We start from the raw sequence: 18,859 nt of genomic DNA on the forward strand, positions 1-18,859 counted from the left end.
TCCACTAAAACGAGGCTGTAAGCCGCTTATTGTGCGCGATGATGCAAACGCGTCCCCACCAGTAATGACAAGACCAACAGCGAGCCGATAAAACTCGCCACACCTACCCAACCAAACTGGTGCCAGAACACACCGCCGAGTGTCCCCGCAAGGCTTGAACCCAGGTAATAACTGAATAAATACAGGGAAGAAGCCTGGCCTTTTGCGCGTTTAGCCCGTGGGCCAATCCAGCCGCTGGCGACCGAGTGCGCGGCGAAAAATCCTGCTGAAAAGAGCAGCATTCCCGCAAAAATAACCGGCAAGGGGGAAAACACCGTTAACAGCAGGCCGGTCAGCATGATGGCGGTGGAAAAAATCATCACCGGGCCGCGACCAAATTTAGCCGTCATCGCGCCTGCTTTTGGGGAACTCCAGGTGCCGGTTAAATAAGCCACCGATAGCAATCCCACCACCGCCTGGCTTAAATACCACGGTCCTTGCATCAGTCGATAACCGATGTAATTAAACAGCGTCACAAACGCGCCCATCAGCAGAAACCCTTGGGCAAACAGCAGCGGCAAACCCTTGTCACGCCAGTGCAGGCGGAAGTTGATAAACAGTGTTTTTGGCCGCAAAGAAGAAGGGCGGAAATGCTTCGAGGCCGGCAAAATCTTCCAGAACATTAAAGCGGATGCGAGCGCGAAACAGCCAATCGCGGCGACGGCAATGCGCCAGTTAAAGAAGTCGGTTATTACACCGCTGAGCAAGCGCCCGCTCATGCCACCAATGGAGTTCCCGCTGATATACAACCCCATCGAAAAGGCCACTACGCTTGGGTGAATCTCTTCGCTCAGATAGGTCATGCCGACTGCCGCCACACCGCTGAGCGACAACCCAATCAGCGCCCGCATCATTAAAATGCCGTGCCAACTGGTCATCATGGTCGAAAGCAGTGTGCAAATTGAGGCCAGCAAAAGCGCTGTCACCATCACGGGTTTACGACCGATCGCATCGGAAAGTGGCCCGGTAAACAGCAGGCCGATGGCCAACGTTGCGGTAGAAACGGATAACGAAATACTGCTGCTGGCAGGGGATACACCAAATTCATGCGACAGAACCGGCAAAATGGGTTGGACGCAATAAAGCAGAGCGAAGGTGGCGAGTCCGGCAGAAAATAGCGCCAGTGTGACGCGCATAAACTGAGGTGAACCACGTTTGATAAAGCTCGTCGGCTGGGGCAAAACTCTTTCGTCAACGTCCTGTGCCGGGGCGGTGTTGACGAGGGTTGTACGACTCAAAATGGTTCCTTATTGTGCAGGTGTGGTCTAATTCTCAGAGTAGAAAAACATGAATGTTCTGTCTAATATATTAATAATCTCAATTGATATGTTTAAAGTATGAATATTGAATTACGTCACCTGCGCTACTTTATTGCCGTTGCTGAAGAGTTACATTTTGGCCGTGCTGCCGCACGCTTGCGTATCTCGCAACCTCCTCTTAGCCAGCAAATTCAAATTCTTGAACAACAAATCGGCGCGCGTCTACTGGCGCGCACCAACCGTAGCGTTAGCCTGACAGCGGCGGGCAGTCAGTTTTTGCTCGATTCACGGCAGATTTTAAACCAGGTGGATGCCGCCGCAGGGCGTGCCGCGAGATTGCATCAGGGCGAAACGGGGGAGCTGCGTATCGGTTTTACTTCATCGGCACCTTTTATTAAAACGGTGTCCGACAGCCTGTCGACTTTTCGCCGAAGTTACCCGGATGTTCATCTCCAGATGCGGGAAATTAATACTCGCGAACAAATCGCGCCATTAAATGAAGGCGAGTTAGAGTTGGGTTTGATGCGCAACACGCGGCTTCCGGACACGCTAGCCTGGAGCGCGGTGCTGCGCGAACCGCTGATGGCGATGGTACATCGTGATCACCCTCTGGCGGAGTGTTCAGCCATTTCCCTGCACCAACTGGCGCAGGAGCCGTTTGTCTTTTTTGACCCGCATGTGGGAACGGGCCTGTATGACGATATTCTCGGCCTGCTGCAACGCCACGGGATTTCGCCCTATATCACGCAGGAAGTGGGTGAGGCGATGACGATTATTGGCCTGGTATCCGCAGGATTAGGCGTTTCTATACTTCCGGCGTCATTTAAGCGGGTACGTTTATCCGAAGTGGTATGGCTGCCGTTGAAAGAGGCCGAAGCGCAGTCGGAAATGTGGCTGGTCTGGCCTAAACATCGTGAGCTTTCTGCCGCCGCACTTCGGATCTCCGCCTTGTTAACTGAGTCAATAACGGTGTTAAAAGAGCCGTAAATCGGCGGAATATGTGCGGTAAATCACAACCCTACGTAAATATTTGACTCCTTCACTTGAAGTGTTTCACCATAGCCCAAAGTTTATTTCGCAGCGCGAAAATAAAGGGAGTCGCAAGTGGTTGCTGATAGCCAACCGGGCCATATTGATCAGATCAAGCAAACTAACGCTGGCGTAGTTTATCGCTTGATTGATACCCATGGGCCGGTGTCGCGCATCGATCTTTCTCGCCTGGCGCAACTGGCTCCAGCCAGTATCACGAAAATTGTTCGTGAAATGATTGAAGCCCACCTGGTGCAAGAAACGGAAATTCAGGACCCGGGTAGCCGGGGGCGTCCTGCTGTGGGGCTGATGCTGGAAACGGAAGCATGGCACTATTTATCTGTGCGGATTAGTCGCGGGGAAATCTCACTCGGCCTGCATGATTTAAGCAGCAAGTTGATTGTCGAAGACACCGTCGTGCTGGCGGTTGAAGACACGCAACCGCTGGTCGAGCGCATCATCGCGCAAATCGATCAATTCTTTATCCGCCATCAACACAAACTCGAACGCCTCACCGCCATCGCCATCACCATGCCTGGGATTATTGATACCAAGCGCGGCATTGTGCACCGTATGCCGTTCTACGAAGTTTGCGATATGCCGCTGGGCGAGATTCTGGAAAATTACACCGGCGTGCCGGTTTATATCCAACACGACATCAGCGCATGGACGATGGCAGAAGGGCTGTTTGGTGCCTCAAAAGGGGCGCGAGACGTCATTCAGGTGGTGATTGATGATAATGTCGGCGCAGGTGTAATTACCGACGGGCGTTTGCTTCATGCCGGGAGCAGCAGCCTGGTCGAAATCGGACATACGCAAGTCGACCCTTACGGAAAACGCTGTTATTGCGGCAACCACGGTTGCCTGGAAACCATCGCCAGTATCGACAGCGTGCTTGAGCTGGCGCAGCTTCGTATGAGTCAGTCTATGGGTTCTATGCTGCATGAACAGCCGCTGACGGTGGAGTCACTGTGCGATGCCGCATTAAACGGCGACTTATTAGCGAAAGATATCATTTTGGGTATCGGAACCAACGTCGGCCGAATTCTGGCGATCATGGTCAATTTGTTCCATCCACAAAAAATCCTGATTGGTTCGCCGTTTAACCGAGCCGCGGATATTCTGCATCCGGCTATTACAGATTGTATTCGCCAGCAGGCGTTGCCCGCCTATAGCGAACACACTTACGTCGAAAGCACGCAGTACAATCACCGTGGAACCATGGCGGGCGCGGCGCTGGTAAAAGACGCAATGTATAACGGTTCGTTATTAATTCGTCTGCTGCAAGGCTAATGTCGTTGGTTGATCCACTAAAAATTGCGCTATCTCAAACTGGTCAAATCACTATTCTTTTAGACTTTCACTCCTGAATTATTCAATTTTTAATCACTTTGAGCATCACCTCGGGAGTTCGTCATGCTTACGCGTTTCTTTATAACGGGTACCGATACCGCAGTCGGGAAGACTGTGGTTTCTCGCGCTTTGTTGCAGGCTCTTGCAGCCAGCGGCAAAAGCGTCGTCGGCTTTAAGCCGGTAGCCAAAGGCAGTAAAGAGACGCCAGAGGGACTTCGCAATAAAGATGCGTTAGTTCTGCAAAGTGTTTCTACTGTCGACGTGCCTTACGAAGCCATCAATCCTATCGCGCTGAGCGAAGAAGAGAGCAGCGTTAGCCACAATTGTCAGATTAACTATTCGCTGCTGTCTGATGGGCTACAACGCTTAACTGCGCAAGCGGATCACGTTGTGATCGAAGGTACGGGCGGCTGGCGTAGCCTGATGAACGATTTACGCCCATTATCTGAATGGGTGGTTCAGGAACAATTACCGGTGTTGATGGTTGTGGGCATTCAGGAAGGCTGTATTAACCATGCTTTACTGACGGCGCAGGCCATCGCCAATGACGGTTTGCCGTTGATGGGTTGGGTCGCGAATCGTATCAATCCGGGTCTGGCACATTACGCCGAAATCATCGACGTCCTAAGCAAAAAATTGCCAGCGCCGCTGGTGGGTGAGTTGCCTTACTTGCCACGTGCAGAGCAGCGCGAACTGGCGCACTACATCGATTTATCCCGCCTTAGCGGTGCTTTGATGGTAGACCGTTTGCGGGCGTAACCAGCGCGAAAGTGCTGAAGCAATCACGCATGCCAGCAGTAATCCGGGGAGCAATGAAAACTCCCCGGTCATTTCACAGACCATCAGCGTTGACATAATCGGGGCATGAGTCGTAGCCGCCAGAAGGGTTGCCATACCGGTTAAAGCCAGCAATATCGCCACGTTGTCACCGCTCCACGTCCAGATCCCAAACCATTGACCCACGACCATTCCCAGTGCAGCACCGACGAATAACGTCGGGGTAAATACGCCGCCTGGCGCACCCGAACCGCTACTTGCCAGCACCGCAGCCAGTTTGTAAACCAGAATCCCGGCGACGAAGAGCAATGCCGGAGGCTGCGAAAGAAACGACTGCACTACGCTGTAGCCATTTCCCCAAACGAGCGGTGTGATCAATGAAAGTAGCCCGACCAGCAATCCGCCCAGCGCCAGTTGTAATGGCGGCGTTAAGTGCAAACTCTGGAAAAATTGACTGCTTTTCGACATCAACCACAGGAACAGTGGCCCAGCAATCCCGGCTATTAAACCGAATGTCGCCATCAGCAAATATTGGATGGGCTGCGGAGCGTTTAACGTGCGCACGGCATATAACAGCGCTTGTTGGTCATTCAATAAATGAGTCACCAGCAAAGCGCTGACGGCTGCAATAACCACCGGGCCGAGTGAGGCGAGCATCAAGGTGCCAAACAGAATCTCTGCGATAAACAAACTGCCCGCCAGCGGCGCGTGATAGGCGCTTGCCATCCCGGCGGCGGCACCGCAGGCCACCCATAATTTCCATTCATCTTTGTTTGAACATCGCTGGGCGAATACCGAAGCAAAAACGGTTGCCAGCAGCACCATCGCACCTTCACGGCCAATGGCGCTTCCGCTGGCCACCACAATCAGCGATGCCGCCGATTTGACCAGGCTTGCGGAAACATCTAACCGACCATCGCCCGTTTCAATGGCTTCCATATAATCGGTAGGTGCAGAAGGGCGCTGACGCGTGGCGCGTTGCCAACTCCAGAGCAATGTCCCGGCCAGTAAACCGCCGAGTGCCGGTGTCAGTAAACGTCGCCATGAAGGTAACGCCGCGGCAGCGGCGATCAGGCTTCCACTGTGGTCGCCCAAAAACAGGCCTTCAAGAAGATACATCGACTGGCGGAACAGCCAGACCACCACCGCTGAGGCGATGCCAATCCAGACGGCAAAAATGAGCCGTCGTAACATGCCTTTCATGTCGGGGAAGTGGTTTAAGCGGTGCATAGCAAGCATTGTAGGGTGGATAAGCGCAAGCGTCATCCACCATTTACACCATCCGCCAACGATGAATTATGGCTGATAAATATTTAACGCCCGACGCGTTCGCCCTGAACTGAGATAATCGGCAATATAATCCTGCGAAATCTCGCCGCTGTAACGGCCATCTTCGTCGGTAATGGGCATCCACACCATGTTGTGCTCATAGAGTTTCGACAGCACGATACGCAGGTTATCTTCGGCGCGTCCGGTAATACGGAACGGGTGCAGGATATCGGCACATGCTCCGGTTGCGCCACGCGCTTCCCGGCGTTTCACGAAACCTAACGGTTTGCCTTCGCCGTCCACCACGGTAATCGAACGCATATCGTTGTCATCCATAGTGGCGAACGCGTCCGGCAGCGGCGTGGATTCGCGAGCGGTAATAGTCGGCTGTTGGTCCGTGACATCCCCGGCCTGAACCAGCAGTAGGCGTTTGAGCGTGCGGTCCTGGCCGACAAACGAGCCAACAAATTCATTGGCCGGTTTAGCAAGCAGCTCATCGGGGCTGGCGCACTGCACGATTTTGCCCTGACGGAATACGGCAATACGGTCACCTAATTTCAGCGCTTCGTCGATATCGTGGCTGACCAGCATGACGGTTTTCTTCAACTGGCGCTGCATTTCAAGAAACTCATTCTGAATCGTTTCGCGATTGATCGGGTCGACGGCGCCAAAAGGCTCATCCATCAGCAGCACCGGAGGATCAGCCGCAAGTGCCCGAATCACGCCGATACGTTGTTGCTGGCCGCCGGACATTTCACGCGGGTAACGGTTCAGGAACTTGCTCGGGTCGAGCGCCACCATGCTCATTAATTCGCTGGCACGCTCTTTACAACGGGCTTTGTCCCAACCCAACATGCGCGGCACAACGGTAATGTTCTCTTCAATCGTCATGTTCGGAAACAGGCCGATTTGCTGAATAACATAGCCAATATTGCGGCGCAGCGTCACGGTATCCAGCTCGTTGGTATTTTTACCGTTAATCAGAATATTGCCGCCGGTCGGGGCAATCAGGCGGTTGATCATTTTCAGCGTGGTGGTTTTGCCGCAGCCGGAAGGGCCGAGCAATACGCACATTTCGCCTTCCGGCACGTTCAGGCTGACATTATCCACGGCGTTAAAAGTCTGACCGTTCTTCTGAACAAACTGTTTCGTGAGGTTTTCTAGTTTAATCATTATCGAATCCCCTTAGGAGTCAGCACCAGCTGTAAACGATGCAATAACCAATCAAGCACAATAGCCAAAACACAAATCATGACGGCACCCGCAATCAACATCCGAATGTCGCTACTCCCGATGCCGTTAAGCAGTAACAAACCCAAACCGCCTGCGCCGATAACCGCAGCGATGGCCATTACGCCAATGTTCATGACCACGGCGGTTCGGATACCGCCAAAAATCACCGGCAGAGCCATTGGGATTTCGACCCAGCGCAGGCGTTGCCAGAACGTCATGCCGATACCGCGTCCGGCTTCACGCAAACCTGGCGGCAGGCTGTCGAGGGCGGTATGGGTGTTACGGACAATCGGCAGCAATGAATAGAGGAAAACGGCCGTGATCGCAGGCAATACGCCAATCCCTTGCCCGACCATGGAAAACAGCGGGATCATCAACCCAAACAGGGCGATTGAAGGGATCGTCAGCACAATAGTCGCAATACCCAACACGGGCGTTGCCAGCCATTTGTGGCGCACGATTAAAATGCCCAGCGGCACGCCAATCACAATCGCCAGCCCCACAGCTAAAAGCACTAACCAGAGGTGTTGCAGCGTTAAACTGCCCAGATACCCTGCGTTATCCATCATATAATTCAACGTTTCCATGTTGCCTCCTTAGAGCAAACCTTTCTGTTGCAGGAACTCTTGCGCCACTTTTTGCGGGGTTTCATGGTCGATATCCACTTTGGCATTCAGAGTGGAGATCACGTCGTTGTTGAGCAGGCCGGAGAGGGTGTCCAGGGCATCTTCAAGGCCAGGATTGGCAGCCAGCGTCTCTTTACGCACCACAGGCGTGACGGCGTAACTTGGGAAGAAACCTTTATCATCTTCCAGCACTTTCAAATCGAAGCCTTTTACGCGGCCATCGGTGGTGTAAATCAGACCCGCGTCAACGAAGCCATCGCGCACCGCGTTATACACAAGACCTGGGTCCATCTGGCGAATCTGCGGGCGATCGAGCGGCATGCTATAGGCTTGCTGTAACGGTTTCATACCGTCGCTACGCCCGGCGAATTCCAGATCCAGGCCGAGCATCCAGTTGTTATCTGGGTCGGTTTTGCGAACCTGTTCTACTTTGGCTACCAACTCCGACATGGTGTTAATGTTCTCTTCTTCAGCGCGTTTACGCTGCATCGCAAAAGCGTAGGTGTTGTTCATATCTGCCGGTTTTAGCCACACCAGTCCCAGTTTCGCATCAAGCTTTTTAACCGTGTCGTAGGATTCCTGCGGACTCATACGCTTGTTGATATGGTTAAAAATAATCAGCGAGGTGCCGGTGTATTCCCAGGTCATATCGACCTGTTTGTTAATCATCGCGTTACGCGAAATTACCGTGGCGATGTTGGTTTGCGGAGTCACCTGGAAGCCTTTTTTACGCAGGTACTGCGTTGTCATTGCCGATAAAATATGCTGCTCGGTAAAGCTTTTCGTCGCCAGCACAATCGGCTCGGCTTTGGCTGTGCCAGCCAGGAGTAGCGTTGCGGCAAGTCCCGCAATCAGGGGTTTAATGGATGTCATTATTCGCTCCTTTTTATTGTTGTTATTTCGCTGTGTGGGGGCTTAAAACACGGCCTAAGCCCGCAAGTGCAATATCAAGAATCAGGGCAAACAGGGCTGTGGCGGCGGCACCTAATATCAGGGTCGGGAAATCGTTAAGATATATCCCCGGGAAAATCAGTTCGCCGTAACTGCTGGCACCAATCAAAAATGCCAGTGGCGCGGTGCCCACATTAATCGCCGTCGCAATGCGGATCCCCGACAGAATGACAGGCCAGGCGTTGGGTAGTTCGACCTGGCGCAGACGCTGCCATTTCGTCATGCCGATACCATTGGCGGCTTCAATGAGCGAAGCCGGAACGCCGCATAAACCCGAATAGGTATTACGAACAATTGGCAGAAGTGAGGCGAGGAACAGCGCGATAATCGCCGGTTTGTCACCAATCCCGATGAACACCATCGCCAGCGCCAGCACAGCTAGCGGGGGCAATGTATTGCCGACGTTAAATATCTGCATCACGTATTCGGCCCAGCGGCGGGCGGCAGGGCGGCTGAGCAGAATGCCGCTCGGGACACCGACTAACAGCGCCAGCGCCATCGAGCTAAACACTAAAATCAGGTGCTGTTGCCCGAGATAGAGCAAATCGACCTGACGGGCTTTGATCGTCTCCGGGCCAATTCCCCAGACGAGCAGCCCGAGCACGACGATCAGTGCCAATGCACCTGCGCAGGTGCGTTTAACGAGTGATGAATTTTGCATTGCAGTGTGTCTCCCTGTTGCACGTGTTATAGCCACCGCGCGGGTCGCCTGTTGTTATGCCTTGTGTCGGCAGGGTGTTTTGACCTATAGCAACGTGAGGGGAATGATTCCAGTTTATGTGGAATTTAGCAGGCTTATGATTTCTGGGGGAATGACGAGTTTGGCCTTGTGCCGCCTCGCTTGAGGAGGAAGGTAAAGAATTGTCTTAAAATGGATTTATAAAAGTTACGGCGTAACTTTTATTGTTTTGGTAAGTGTCGGATGTCGCTGCGCTAATCCGACCTTCAAGGGATGATTTTAGAGGGTGGATGACATCCACCGCTTCTCAGATTCTTAGGCGTGTAATTCTTTGGTTGCGACCGGAATCAGCAGGTCTGTGCGCCATTCAGCAAGGGTGATTTGGGTTAACTCACCTAATGCCTGATAAAACGGGTGTTCGGCATGGGCGATAAACAGCTCCAGAAAACGCCCACTCCACGGCAAAATGTGCCATGCCAGCAGTTCATCGACTTTCTGCTGCAAGCCTTCTTCAGCAAGCCAGGCGGCCAGCATCAGTAACAAACCGATGTGATCTTCCGGTTCATTGCTCTCTTGCTCATTGGAAATATCGTTTTTGCGCATCCAGCGGCGCAGTTCCAGCATTGAATCGCCAAACAGGACACTTTCTTTATCGAGATAAACCGAACCCCACGGGGAGGCAGGTAATGCGTAAGGGCCAATAAACAGGCGTTGCCAGGCTTCGCTAAGTGATTCTTGCGAATAATCCAACCCGTCAGTCATGCGTTGTGCAATCGCTGCCAGTTCATCGTGCTGCACTGGCCATTGCTCGGCCCATTTCGGGTCAGCCAGTGAGGCGTACAGCGAGGCGACATCCCGGCTTTTTGGTTCTTGATAATAAAGCGCACCCAGGACTCTACCTGTCAGGGCGATAGTCGCCAGGCGTTGTGTTGTTGCCGACGTACTTTTAGACATTCTTCTCTTCCTTAATTGCGCGGGTTTTCCCGCGCATTTTGTACCAATTAACCGGCCACCGCCATGCCGACGGTCATATGCAGGCCATAAAAAATCCCGCGACCAATACATTCACCGGCAACGATCAGGATAAACCCTATCAACAAGCCAGGCGTTTTAGGCTTAACGCGGCGTAAAAGCGGGCAAATCCAGCAGCCTAAACCGAGCGCTAACAGTGCGATGCGCCAGACCTGAAGCGAGGCGTAATCAGGAACCAGGGCGCTGGCATGCTGAACGGAACTTTGAATTGCCGCGAGTTCACTGCCTTGCAGGACGATAATCGCCACCGCCACAAATAACGCCAGCACGCTCAGCGCGGCGAGTTTTATGTGGTGGAAGGAGTAATCGACGGCGCGTAACAGCAAAGTCCCAAGCAGCGGGCCACCCAACACCACGGTGATAAAGAAACTCAGCGTGGTGTAGCTATTGTGCCAGGTCGGAACGGTGTCAATCTGGTAAACGCGAGTCATTGCCCAGACAAAAACCAGCCCCAAAACCATCGTTGCGGCAAGCCATACCCGGCCAATCGCCAGCGGCATTTTCTTCAGCACTGTTATCAGCCACCAGAAACCACCCACCGCGAAGAACACTGAACCGCTGGCAATTTCATTGCTCAATGCCGACTGCCCAACGCGATTGAGCGAATTAAACGCCCGTAGCGGTGAACCGAGGTGCATGACCGATACCAGAAACGCAATGCCCATCAGCACCCAGATAAAGAACATGGCGCGAACCATTTTTTGCTGTAACTCGCTATTATTACTCGCCGAGTTCCACGCCAGCCCCTTCACAATGACAGCGCCCACCACGCACTGGCCCAGTACGGTAAATAACACTAACGGCCATTCATGCCATCCGCTTCCCATTTTAGACCTCCAGAGGATTGGCCAGATAACCGGTTTTATCCCCACAAGGGCGGCTGTTGGCGTTGGGTTTAATAACAATATTGGGCTTGGTGAAATGCGCAGAAGGCAGCGGCGCGATTGCCGCCTGGTTGCCATATTTTTGACGCAGTTCAGCAATCGGAGCCATATCCAGAGCACGAAGCGGGCAGGATTCGACGCAGACAGGTTTCTTGCCTTCAGCGATGCGTGAATAGCAGCCATCGCATTTGGTCATATGGCCTTTTTCCGCATTGTATTGCGGCGCACCGTACGGGCAGGCCATGTGGCAGTAGCGGCAACCAATGCAAACTTCTTCATTCACCACCACAAAACCATCTTCACGCTTGTGCATCGCGCCGCTCGGGCAAACCTTGGTACACGCCGGGTCTTCGCAGTGGTTGCAGGCGATCGACAGGTAATAAGCAAACACGTTTTGCTGCCAGACACCGTTGTCTTGCTGCCAGTCGCCGCCTGCATATTCATAAATGCGGCGGAAACTGACATCCGGGCCTAAGTTTTTGTAATCCTTGCAGGCCAGCTCGCAAGTTTTACATCCGGTGCAGCGGCTGGAATCTATGTAAAATCCGTATTGAGTTGTCATTCGCTATTCCTTACGCCTTTTGGATATCAACCAGATTGGTGTGTTGTGGATTGCCTTTCGCCAGCGGTGAAGGGCGCTGCGTGGTCAGCGTATTGATACACGAACCGTGGTCAATGCGATCGCCGGTCATATTGGCTTCGTGCCAGGCGCCCTGGCCCATGGCGGTCACTCCCGGCATGATACGCGGGGTGACTTTCGCCGGGATCCGCAACTCACCCCGGCTGTTAAACACGCGCACCATATCGCCACTGGTGATACCGCGAGCCTGCGCATCAATTGGGTTAATCCACACTTCCTGGCGACATGCAGCTTTGAGCACATCAATGTTGCCGTAACTTGAGTGGGTGCGGGCTTTATAGTGGAAACCGAAAAGTTGCAGCGGGTAAGTGCTGCGTTCAGGGGCGTCCCAGCCGTCAAAGGTGGAGGCATAAATGGGCAGCGGACTGATGGTTTCGTCTTTTTCCAACTCCCAGCTGGCGGCGATTTGCGCAAGCTGGCTGGAATAGATTTCGATTTTACCGGACGGCGTTTTCAGCGGATTGGCATCCGGGTCTGTGCGGAAATCTTTATAAGCGACAAAATGCCCGTTTGGATCTTTACGCTTATATATTCCCATCGTGCGCAGTGCTTCATACGACGGCAGCGCGGGGTCAGTTGCCAGCATCTTGGCGTAGAGATATTTCAGCCATTCTTCCTGGGTGCGGCCCTCGGTAAACTTCTGGTAGATATCCGGCCCGAGGCGACGGGCGATTTCGCTGGTTATCCAGTAAATCGGCTTGCGTTCGAACTTCGGTTCAGTCGCCGGTTGGATGAAGATCAGATAGCCCATATTCCCGGCGTAATCATTCGGGATAATGTCTTCTTGTTCGACAGTCATTAAATCCGGCAGCAGGATGTCGGCGTATTTCGCCGATGAAGTCATAAAGTTTTCGATGACCACAATCATTTCGCATTGGCTATCATCTTGCAGAATATCGTGGGTTTTATTGATGTCGGAATGCTGGTTAGTAATGGTGTTTCCGGCGTAGTTCCAGATGAATTTGATGGGCACATCGAGCTTATCTTTGCCACGCACACCGTCACGTTTGGCGGTCATTTCTGGCCCGCGAGCGATGGCATCAGTCCAGCTAAAGCAGGAAATCTGCGTTTTCACCGGGTTCGTCAACACCGGCATGCGTTCAATGGTGATGGTGTAGGTGGACTCGCGTGCGCCACTGTTACCGCCATTGATACCCACGTTGCCGGTCAGAATCGGCAGCATGGCGATGGCTCGTGAGGTTAATTCGCCGTTGGCCTGGCGTTGCGGCCCCCAACCCTGCGCGATATACGCCGGCTTAGTGCTGCCAATTTCACGGGCCAGTTTGATGATTTTATCTATCGGAATTCCGGTAATTGCCGATGCCCATTGCGGAGATTTTTCTACGCCGTCCTCGCCCTGACCGAGAATATAGGCTTTGTAATGCGAGTTGGCGGGCGCGCCTTCCGGCAGGGTTTTCTCATCGTAACCTACGCAGTATTTATCGAGGAAAGGTTGGTCGACGAGGTTTTCGCGAATCAAAACGTGAGCAATACCGGCCACCAGAGCGGCATCCGTACCCGGACGAATCGGCAGCCATTCATCTTCGCGCCCGGCTGCGGTGTCGGTGTAGCGCGGATCGATAACGATCATGCGTGCGTTGGAGCGCTCGCGAGCTTGCTCCAGATACCAGGTAATCCCGCCGCCGCTCATGCGCGTTTCGGCAGGGTTATTACCGAACAACACCACCAGTTTGCTGTTTTCAATATCAGACGTGCTGTTGCCGTCGTTGCTGCCGTAGGTGTAAGGCATCGCGCAGGCAATTTGCGCGGTACTGTAAGTGCCGTAGTGGCTGAGGAATCCGCCATAGCTGTTCATCAGGCGGGCAACCAGCGAGGCGTAAGGCGACGAACGCGTAATATTCCCGCCGACGATCCCCGAGGTGTAGTTGATATAAACCGCTTCGTTGCCGTACTTTTCCACCGTGCCTTTCAGGCTTTTGGTGATGGTGTCCAGCGCTTCATCCCAGGAGATGCGTTCGAACTTCCCTTCACCGCGAAGACCTACGCGCTTCATCGGGTAGTTCAGGCGTTCCGGGTGATTGATACGGCGACGAATCGAGCGTCCACGCAGGCAAGCGCGTACCTGATGATCGCCATACACGTCATGCCCGGTGTTATCGGTTTCAACCCAGGTGACTTCATTATCGCTAACGTGCAAACGCAGGGCGCAGCGACTTCCGCAGTTCACTGAACATGCGCCCCAGACCACTTTTTCTTCAGTATTTTGGTTTACCGCAGCGCCAACAGCCGTGGCTGCGGCGCGCAAGCCAAAGGGCAGGGATATTCCACTGACCGCAAGGGCAAGCCCACCAATGGCGCTGGTTTTCACCAGGCTTCGACGGGTGATTCCATCAGGGCAACTTTGGTTCGACATAACTCACTCCATGACATTTTATTTCAGGTCGGGATGTCATTGTTTTTGTAGTTTTAGGTGTAATGACAGCGGCGCGAAAAATTGCTTATCAGGCGAATATTTTCGTCAGGAAGGAGTTTTACTCATTTAGGAGTAGCGTTTGTTAACACGGGTCAAAGTAAGTGCGGAGTTTTGAATGAAAGTTGACTTGTATGGTGCGAGTGAGATAGCGGGGCTGTGATGCCCCGGTTTAAGAGATTACTGCGGCTCGGTTTGTGTTCCATCCTGAGTGGTGCTGCCACTTGCCGGATTGTTGCCACTGCTGGTCCGCGTATATAAGATTTTCTGCGTATCATTAGCGCAATGCCCTACGACCTGCGCATCGGGTTGGTCGGCCTGGTCGTTAGGGACAATCGTCAAACTAAATCCCGACTCAGGGACACCGTTATTAATAATCTTTTGCTGAATGTCGGCCTTAACTTTATCGCATGATGTCTGCGCGGCTAACACTGGAGTGGTCGCGATTAACAGACATACACCCAGCCAAATCGAGTGTTTCATGATCTCTTCCTTATGTTGAGAGTGCTATTAAAGAATAGTCGCTTTAGTGTAAATCGCTGTATTTGCTTATATCATGATTGTTACCTATCAAGTCGATGACAGGATTTACGTGAATAAAATCATTATCCTCTGTGCCCTGGCGGTGTCTATTGCCGGGTGCGACAATCAGAACAGTACCCTTTCCTACACGCCTGAAATGGCGAGTTTCTCCAATGAATTTGATTTCGATCCGTTGCGCGGGCCGGTTAAAGATTTCAGCCAAACGCTCATCAACGAAAAGGGCGAAGTGATTAAACGCGTGGTGGGTTTGGTGTCAGAGGAAGGGTGTTTCAACGAACTCGAATTTCACGATCTGGAAAATAATACCGGAGCCACGCTGGTGCTCGACGCCAATTATTACCTTGATTCGGTGAGTCGGGAAAGGCGAGTCAAGCTACAAGGGAAATGCCAACTGGCTGAATTACCCGGTGCTGCCGTAACGTATGTGACGGACGATAACGGTTTTGTGGTCGCGGCTCATGGCGAAGGCACCGCCATCACTTATCAATATGATGCGCAGGGCTATCCTTTAGGTAAAACGACGACGGTAAAAACCGAGACTCTCGCCATCACCGCGAAAGCCGGTAGCGACGATAAGAAAAAACTCGATTACACCTCTGAAAGTACACTTAACGGCAAAGCGATTGCGGTGGTTAAGCAAACCTGCGATTACGATGGCCATTTCAACCCGCTGGAATGTGTGTTGCGCATTACCGATGAAAGTGTCGAACCGCCTAAAGTTGAAAGTTACACCATCAAAAACAGTATCAATTACTATTAATACTCTGGGTAAAACTTGCTTTAAGGAAGCCGGATGAATTGGTTGCAGCGTCTGAAAATTGACACATTTTTGCTGATTATGATTGGCGTGGTCGTAGTGGCTTCACTCTTCCCCTGCGAAGGGGCCATCAAAACGATGTTTGAATATCTGACAACCGCCGCGATTGCGCTGCTGTTTTTCATGCATGGAGCCAAACTTTCGCGCGATGCCATTGTGGCGGGAGCGGGGCACTGGAAATTACACCTTGTCGTGTTTCTCAGCACCTTCGCACTGTTTCCGTTATTAGGCCTGGCGATGGGGTTTCTCTCGCCCGCCATTCTTAATCAGCCGCTGTATATGGGCTTCCTCTATCTTTGTGCGCTACCTGCCACGGTGCAGTCGGCCATTGCATTTACTTCGGTCGCGGGCGGCAACGTTGCGGCGGCGGTGTGTAGCGCATCGGCTTCAAGCATTCTGGGGATTTTCTTGTCACCCGTTTTAGTTGGTGCGCTGATGAATACCCAGGAAGGAAGCACTGACACGTTACATGCGATTGGGAAAATCGTCCTGCAATTGATGGTGCCGTTTGTGGTGGGACATTTGTCGCGTCCGTTGATTGGCCGCTGGGTCGATAAACATAAGAAATTGATCAGCCTGACTGACCGCTCATCCATACTGCTGGTGGTGTATGTGGCGTTTAGCGAAGCGGTGGTGGAGGGCATCTGGCAGCAGGTGAATGGCACCGCGCTGCTCGGTGTGCTCGGTTGTTCTATTGTGTTGCTGGCGATTGTGCTGGTGATCAACACCTGGGTTGCACGCTTGATGGGTTTCAACACGGCAGACGAAATTACCATTGTGTTTTGTGGCTCGAAGAAAAGCCTCGCCAATGGCGTGCCGATGGCAAACGTGTTGTTCCCGGCGAGTGCCGTGGGGATGATGGTGCTGCCCCTGATGATCTTCCACCAGGTGCAATTGATGGTTTGCGCGGTGCTTGCGCAACGCTACGCGAAAAAAACGGCGAAGGAAAAAAGCGAGCTTGAGTCAGTTTCCTGACCCAAGCTGTAACAGGTTTAAGCCGCGCGAACTTTAGCGATCAGCGCCTGCTTTTCTGCGTCGGACAAGAAAGCAATTTTCAAACCATTCTCTTGTGCGGTGCGAATCTGCGCCGCACTCAAACCCGCCTGCGGTGCGGCAACCGTGTATTCATGAATAATATCTATGCCCTGAACCGCCGGGTCATCGGTATTAATCGTCGCCAGTACGCCTTTCTCGAGGAAGGTGATTAACGGATGCTTATCCAACGACGCGATGGTGCTGGTCTGGATATTCGACGTCAGGCAAGACTCAATGCCAATACCGTGTTCGGCCAGGAAATCCATTAACGCGGGATCTTCGATGGCTTTCACACCGTGACCGATACGCTCGGCACCCAGTTCACGAATCGCCTGCCAGATACTTTCCGGGCCTGCGGCTTCACCTGCATGAACGGTGATATGCCAGCCTGCGTCACGTGCGCGGTTGAAATGGTTCAGGAACAGGCTTCCTGGGAAACCCAACTCATCACCCGCCAGGTCAAGAGCAGTAATGCTATCGCGATGGGCGAGCAGCGCTTCGAGTTCGGCAAGGCATGCGGCTTCACCGAAAGTACGGCTCATAATGCCAATCAAGCGCGCTTCAACACCAAAATCGCGGCAACCCTGGCGTACGCCTTCAATAACGGCTTCCACCACGCCCGCAACCGGCAGGTTATGCGTCATCGCCATGTAGCCTGGCGAAAAACGCAGTTCAACATAATGCAGGCCGTTACGCGCGGCATCTTCAATATTTTCCCACGCCACGCGGCGACAGGCATCAAGGTCGGCCAGGACTTTCACGCCCCAGTCCAGCTTTTGCAGGAAACTCACCAGGTCCGGCGCAGTTTCAACGACTTGTACATGAGGACGAAGGGCTTCAAGGGAATCCGCCGGCAGCGGTAAATTAAACTGGCGGCCGAGATCGAGAATGGTTTGTGCACGAATATTGCCATCAAGGTGGCGGTGCAAATCAGTTAGCGGCAGGGTGGTATCAATCATGGTCGCACTCTTTTTTTGATTAAAGTGCGTAACAGTATAAAAACAAACGTACCTAAATAGCTACGTTGCGCAAATAATAAAGGGGAAGTTTAATTCCCCTCGTTGTTATTTCACGGCAGATTATTGCAGGGACTTAATCGCTGCAATCAGGCGTTTTACGCCTTCTTCGAGCTTTACTCGCGGGCAACCCGCATTCAGACGCACAAAGCCTTTTCCTTCCTCGCCGTAAGTGTATCCCGGCATGATAGCGACTTTTTGCTGCTCGATTAACGCAGTTTGCAGCGCATTGCCATCAATACCCAGCGGGCGTAAATCAATCCACGCCAGATACGTTGACTCTGGCGGCTGCCAGTTCAGTTGCGCAAACTCAGCGTTGAGTGCATCGGCCACATAACGCAGATTACTTTGCAGGTAAGTCCGCAGTTCATCCAGCCATGCCGCGCCTTCCTGGTAAGCAGCAATATGGGCAATCACCGCAAGAATGGCGGGTGAGGAGAGACCGTCCTGGCCTTTCAGCACATTCAGGTATTTCTGGCGTTCATCGGCGTCATTAATCAGGCCATATGCCCCGGTTAATGCCGGAATGTTGAAGCTTTTGGAACCCGAAGTGAAGAGTGCCCACTGGCCTTTCCCGACTTCATTCCACGGGGTATGACGGTGGCCTTCCCACACCATATCCATATGGATTTCATCGCTAATAACACGTACACCGTGGCGTTCGCAAAGCGTTGCCATGGTATCGAGTTCCGCCCGCGTCCAGACTTTACCGGTTGGGTTTTGTGGGCTGCACAGCAGCATGATTTTGCATTCAGGCTTCGCCAGTTGTGCTTCAAGCGCTGCCATGTCGCACATCCAGCCGCTTGCGGTTTTATGCAGCGGCGCGCTAAATACCTGGCGCTTATTGCCCTCGATGGCTTTATAAAAGGCGTCGTAGGCCGGAGTGTGAATAAGCACGGCGTCGCCTGGTTCTGACCACTGGCGAATCAATTGTGAGACCATATAAATCACTGACGGGCCGTACACCACCGATTCTTTATCAATGGCGCTGTTAAAACGGATGTTGTACCAGTGAGCAATCGCCCCGAGGAACTCTTCATTCTTCCAGCGGCTGTAGCCTAAAACGCCGTGAGACAAACGTTTTTGCAGGGCGTCGAGAATGACCGGAGCGGTAGGGAAATCCATATCGGAGATGGTGAAGGGCAGGAGATCGGCGGCACCGAAACGGTCTGCGACATAATCCCACTGGGTACACCAGGTTCCGTGACGGTCAACGGGGGTGGAGAAATCGAACATATCACCTCGC

18 protein-coding genes are annotated in these 18,859 nt (G+C 52.8%); 5 read left to right on the plus strand and 13 right to left on the minus strand.

Annotated features, from left to right (window positions below; translation table 11 throughout):
• Positions 1 to 26: 26 nt before the first annotated feature.
• A complete protein-coding gene (locus GBAG_RS08495) occupies positions 27 to 1,277 on the minus strand; it encodes an MFS transporter (protein ID WP_034495015.1) in 1,251 nt (416 codons plus the stop codon).
• 99 nt (positions 1,278 to 1,376) lie between these two features.
• On the opposite strand from GBAG_RS08495, the gene GBAG_RS08500 reads away from it, so the two are divergent.
• The 3 genes from GBAG_RS08500 to bioD all read left to right on the plus strand — a co-directional run bounded on the left by GBAG_RS08500 (position 1,377) and on the right by bioD (position 4,439).
• Positions 1,377 to 2,285 carry a LysR family transcriptional regulator gene (locus GBAG_RS08500; RefSeq protein WP_034495016.1) on the plus strand — a complete coding sequence of 303 codons (909 nt, stop codon included), beginning with the start codon at positions 1,377 to 1,379 and terminating at the stop codon, positions 2,283 to 2,285.
• Positions 2,286 to 2,402: 117 nt separating this feature from the next.
• Positions 2,403 to 3,620 (plus strand): sugar metabolism global transcriptional regulator Mlc, encoded by a 1,218-nt coding sequence (mlc, locus tag GBAG_RS08505; protein ID WP_034495017.1) that lies wholly within the window; start codon positions 2,403 to 2,405, stop codon positions 3,618 to 3,620.
• A gap of 123 nt (positions 3,621 to 3,743) precedes the next feature.
• On the plus strand, positions 3,744 to 4,439 hold the full coding sequence (gene bioD / locus GBAG_RS08510; RefSeq protein WP_034495018.1) for a dethiobiotin synthase: 696 nt from the start codon (positions 3,744 to 3,746) through the stop codon (positions 4,437 to 4,439).
• Here the strand turns inward: bioD and clcB are convergent.
• The 10 genes from clcB to GBAG_RS08560 all read right to left on the minus strand — a co-directional run bounded on the left by clcB (position 4,392) and on the right by GBAG_RS08560 (position 14,685).
• Entirely contained in the window at positions 4,392 to 5,687 is a 1,296-nt protein-coding gene (gene clcB, locus GBAG_RS08515; protein ID WP_034495100.1) for a voltage-gated ClC-type chloride channel ClcB, read from the minus strand. The two genes, bioD and clcB, sit on opposite strands and share 48 nt — an antisense overlap.
• 66 nt (positions 5,688 to 5,753) lie before the next feature.
• Complete coding sequence (gene osmV / locus GBAG_RS08520) at positions 5,754 to 6,899, minus strand: osmoprotectant ABC transporter ATP-binding protein OsmV (protein ID WP_034495019.1); 1,146 nt, start codon at positions 6,897 to 6,899, stop codon at positions 5,754 to 5,756.
• Complete coding sequence (gene osmW / locus GBAG_RS08525) at positions 6,899 to 7,546, minus strand: osmoprotectant ABC transporter permease OsmW (protein ID WP_034495020.1); 648 nt, start codon at positions 7,544 to 7,546, stop codon at positions 6,899 to 6,901. The genes osmV and osmW overlap by 1 nt, the downstream gene beginning before the upstream one ends.
• A gap of 9 nt (positions 7,547 to 7,555) precedes the next feature.
• On the minus strand, positions 7,556 to 8,458 hold the full coding sequence (gene osmX / locus GBAG_RS08530; protein WP_034495021.1) for an osmoprotectant ABC transporter substrate-binding protein OsmX: 903 nt from the start codon (positions 8,456 to 8,458) through the stop codon (positions 7,556 to 7,558).
• 22 nt (positions 8,459 to 8,480) lie between these two features.
• Positions 8,481 to 9,197: an osmoprotectant ABC transporter permease OsmY gene (osmY, locus tag GBAG_RS08535; RefSeq protein ID WP_034495022.1), complete on the minus strand. Its 717-nt coding sequence runs from the start codon at positions 9,195 to 9,197 to the stop codon at positions 8,481 to 8,483.
• A gap of 333 nt (positions 9,198 to 9,530) precedes the next feature.
• Positions 9,531 to 10,169 (minus strand): Tat proofreading chaperone DmsD, encoded by a 639-nt coding sequence (gene dmsD / locus GBAG_RS08540; RefSeq protein WP_051873668.1) that lies wholly within the window; start codon positions 10,167 to 10,169, stop codon positions 9,531 to 9,533.
• Positions 10,170 to 10,216: 47 nt separating this feature from the next.
• Positions 10,217 to 11,074: a dimethyl sulfoxide reductase anchor subunit family protein gene (locus tag GBAG_RS08545; protein WP_034495023.1), complete on the minus strand. Its 858-nt coding sequence runs from the start codon at positions 11,072 to 11,074 to the stop codon at positions 10,217 to 10,219.
• A gap of 1 nt (position 11,075) precedes the next feature.
• Positions 11,076 to 11,693, minus strand: coding sequence for a DMSO/selenate family reductase complex B subunit (locus tag GBAG_RS08550; protein WP_034495025.1), 618 nt, complete (start codon positions 11,691 to 11,693; stop codon positions 11,076 to 11,078).
• Between the two features lie 10 nt (positions 11,694 to 11,703).
• Complete coding sequence (gene ynfE, locus GBAG_RS08555; RefSeq protein ID WP_034495026.1) at positions 11,704 to 14,145, minus strand: selenate/tellurate reductase subunit YnfE; 2,442 nt, start codon at positions 14,143 to 14,145, stop codon at positions 11,704 to 11,706.
• 237 nt (positions 14,146 to 14,382) lie between these two features.
• Positions 14,383 to 14,685 (minus strand): DUF1161 domain-containing protein, encoded by a 303-nt coding sequence (locus GBAG_RS08560; protein WP_034495027.1) that lies wholly within the window; start codon positions 14,683 to 14,685, stop codon positions 14,383 to 14,385.
• A gap of 109 nt (positions 14,686 to 14,794) precedes the next feature.
• Here GBAG_RS08560 and GBAG_RS08565 point away from each other — a divergent pair, with 109 nt between their 5' ends.
• Positions 14,795 to 15,505 carry a YnfC family lipoprotein gene (locus GBAG_RS08565; RefSeq protein WP_034495029.1) on the plus strand — a complete coding sequence of 237 codons (711 nt, stop codon included), beginning with the start codon at positions 14,795 to 14,797 and terminating at the stop codon, positions 15,503 to 15,505.
• Positions 15,506 to 15,538: 33 nt separating this feature from the next.
• Positions 15,539 to 16,537, plus strand: coding sequence for a bile acid:sodium symporter family protein (locus tag GBAG_RS08570; protein WP_034495030.1), 999 nt, complete (start codon positions 15,539 to 15,541; stop codon positions 16,535 to 16,537).
• 17 nt (positions 16,538 to 16,554) lie between these two features.
• On the opposite strand, the gene add is transcribed toward GBAG_RS08570, so the two are convergent.
• Positions 16,555 to 17,556, minus strand: coding sequence for an adenosine deaminase (gene add / locus GBAG_RS08575; protein ID WP_034495032.1), 1,002 nt, complete (start codon positions 17,554 to 17,556; stop codon positions 16,555 to 16,557).
• Positions 17,557 to 17,676: 120 nt separating this feature from the next.
• Positions 17,677 to 18,849, minus strand: a complete 1,173-nt coding sequence (locus GBAG_RS08580; RefSeq protein ID WP_034495034.1) for a MalY/PatB family protein — start codon at positions 18,847 to 18,849, stop codon at positions 17,677 to 17,679.
• Positions 18,850 to 18,859: the final 10 nt, after the last annotated feature.

Origin of the sequence: Buttiauxella agrestis ATCC 33320, assembly GCF_000735355.1 — a bacterium.
Taxonomy (GTDB): domain Bacteria; phylum Pseudomonadota; class Gammaproteobacteria; order Enterobacterales; family Enterobacteriaceae; genus Buttiauxella; species Buttiauxella agrestis.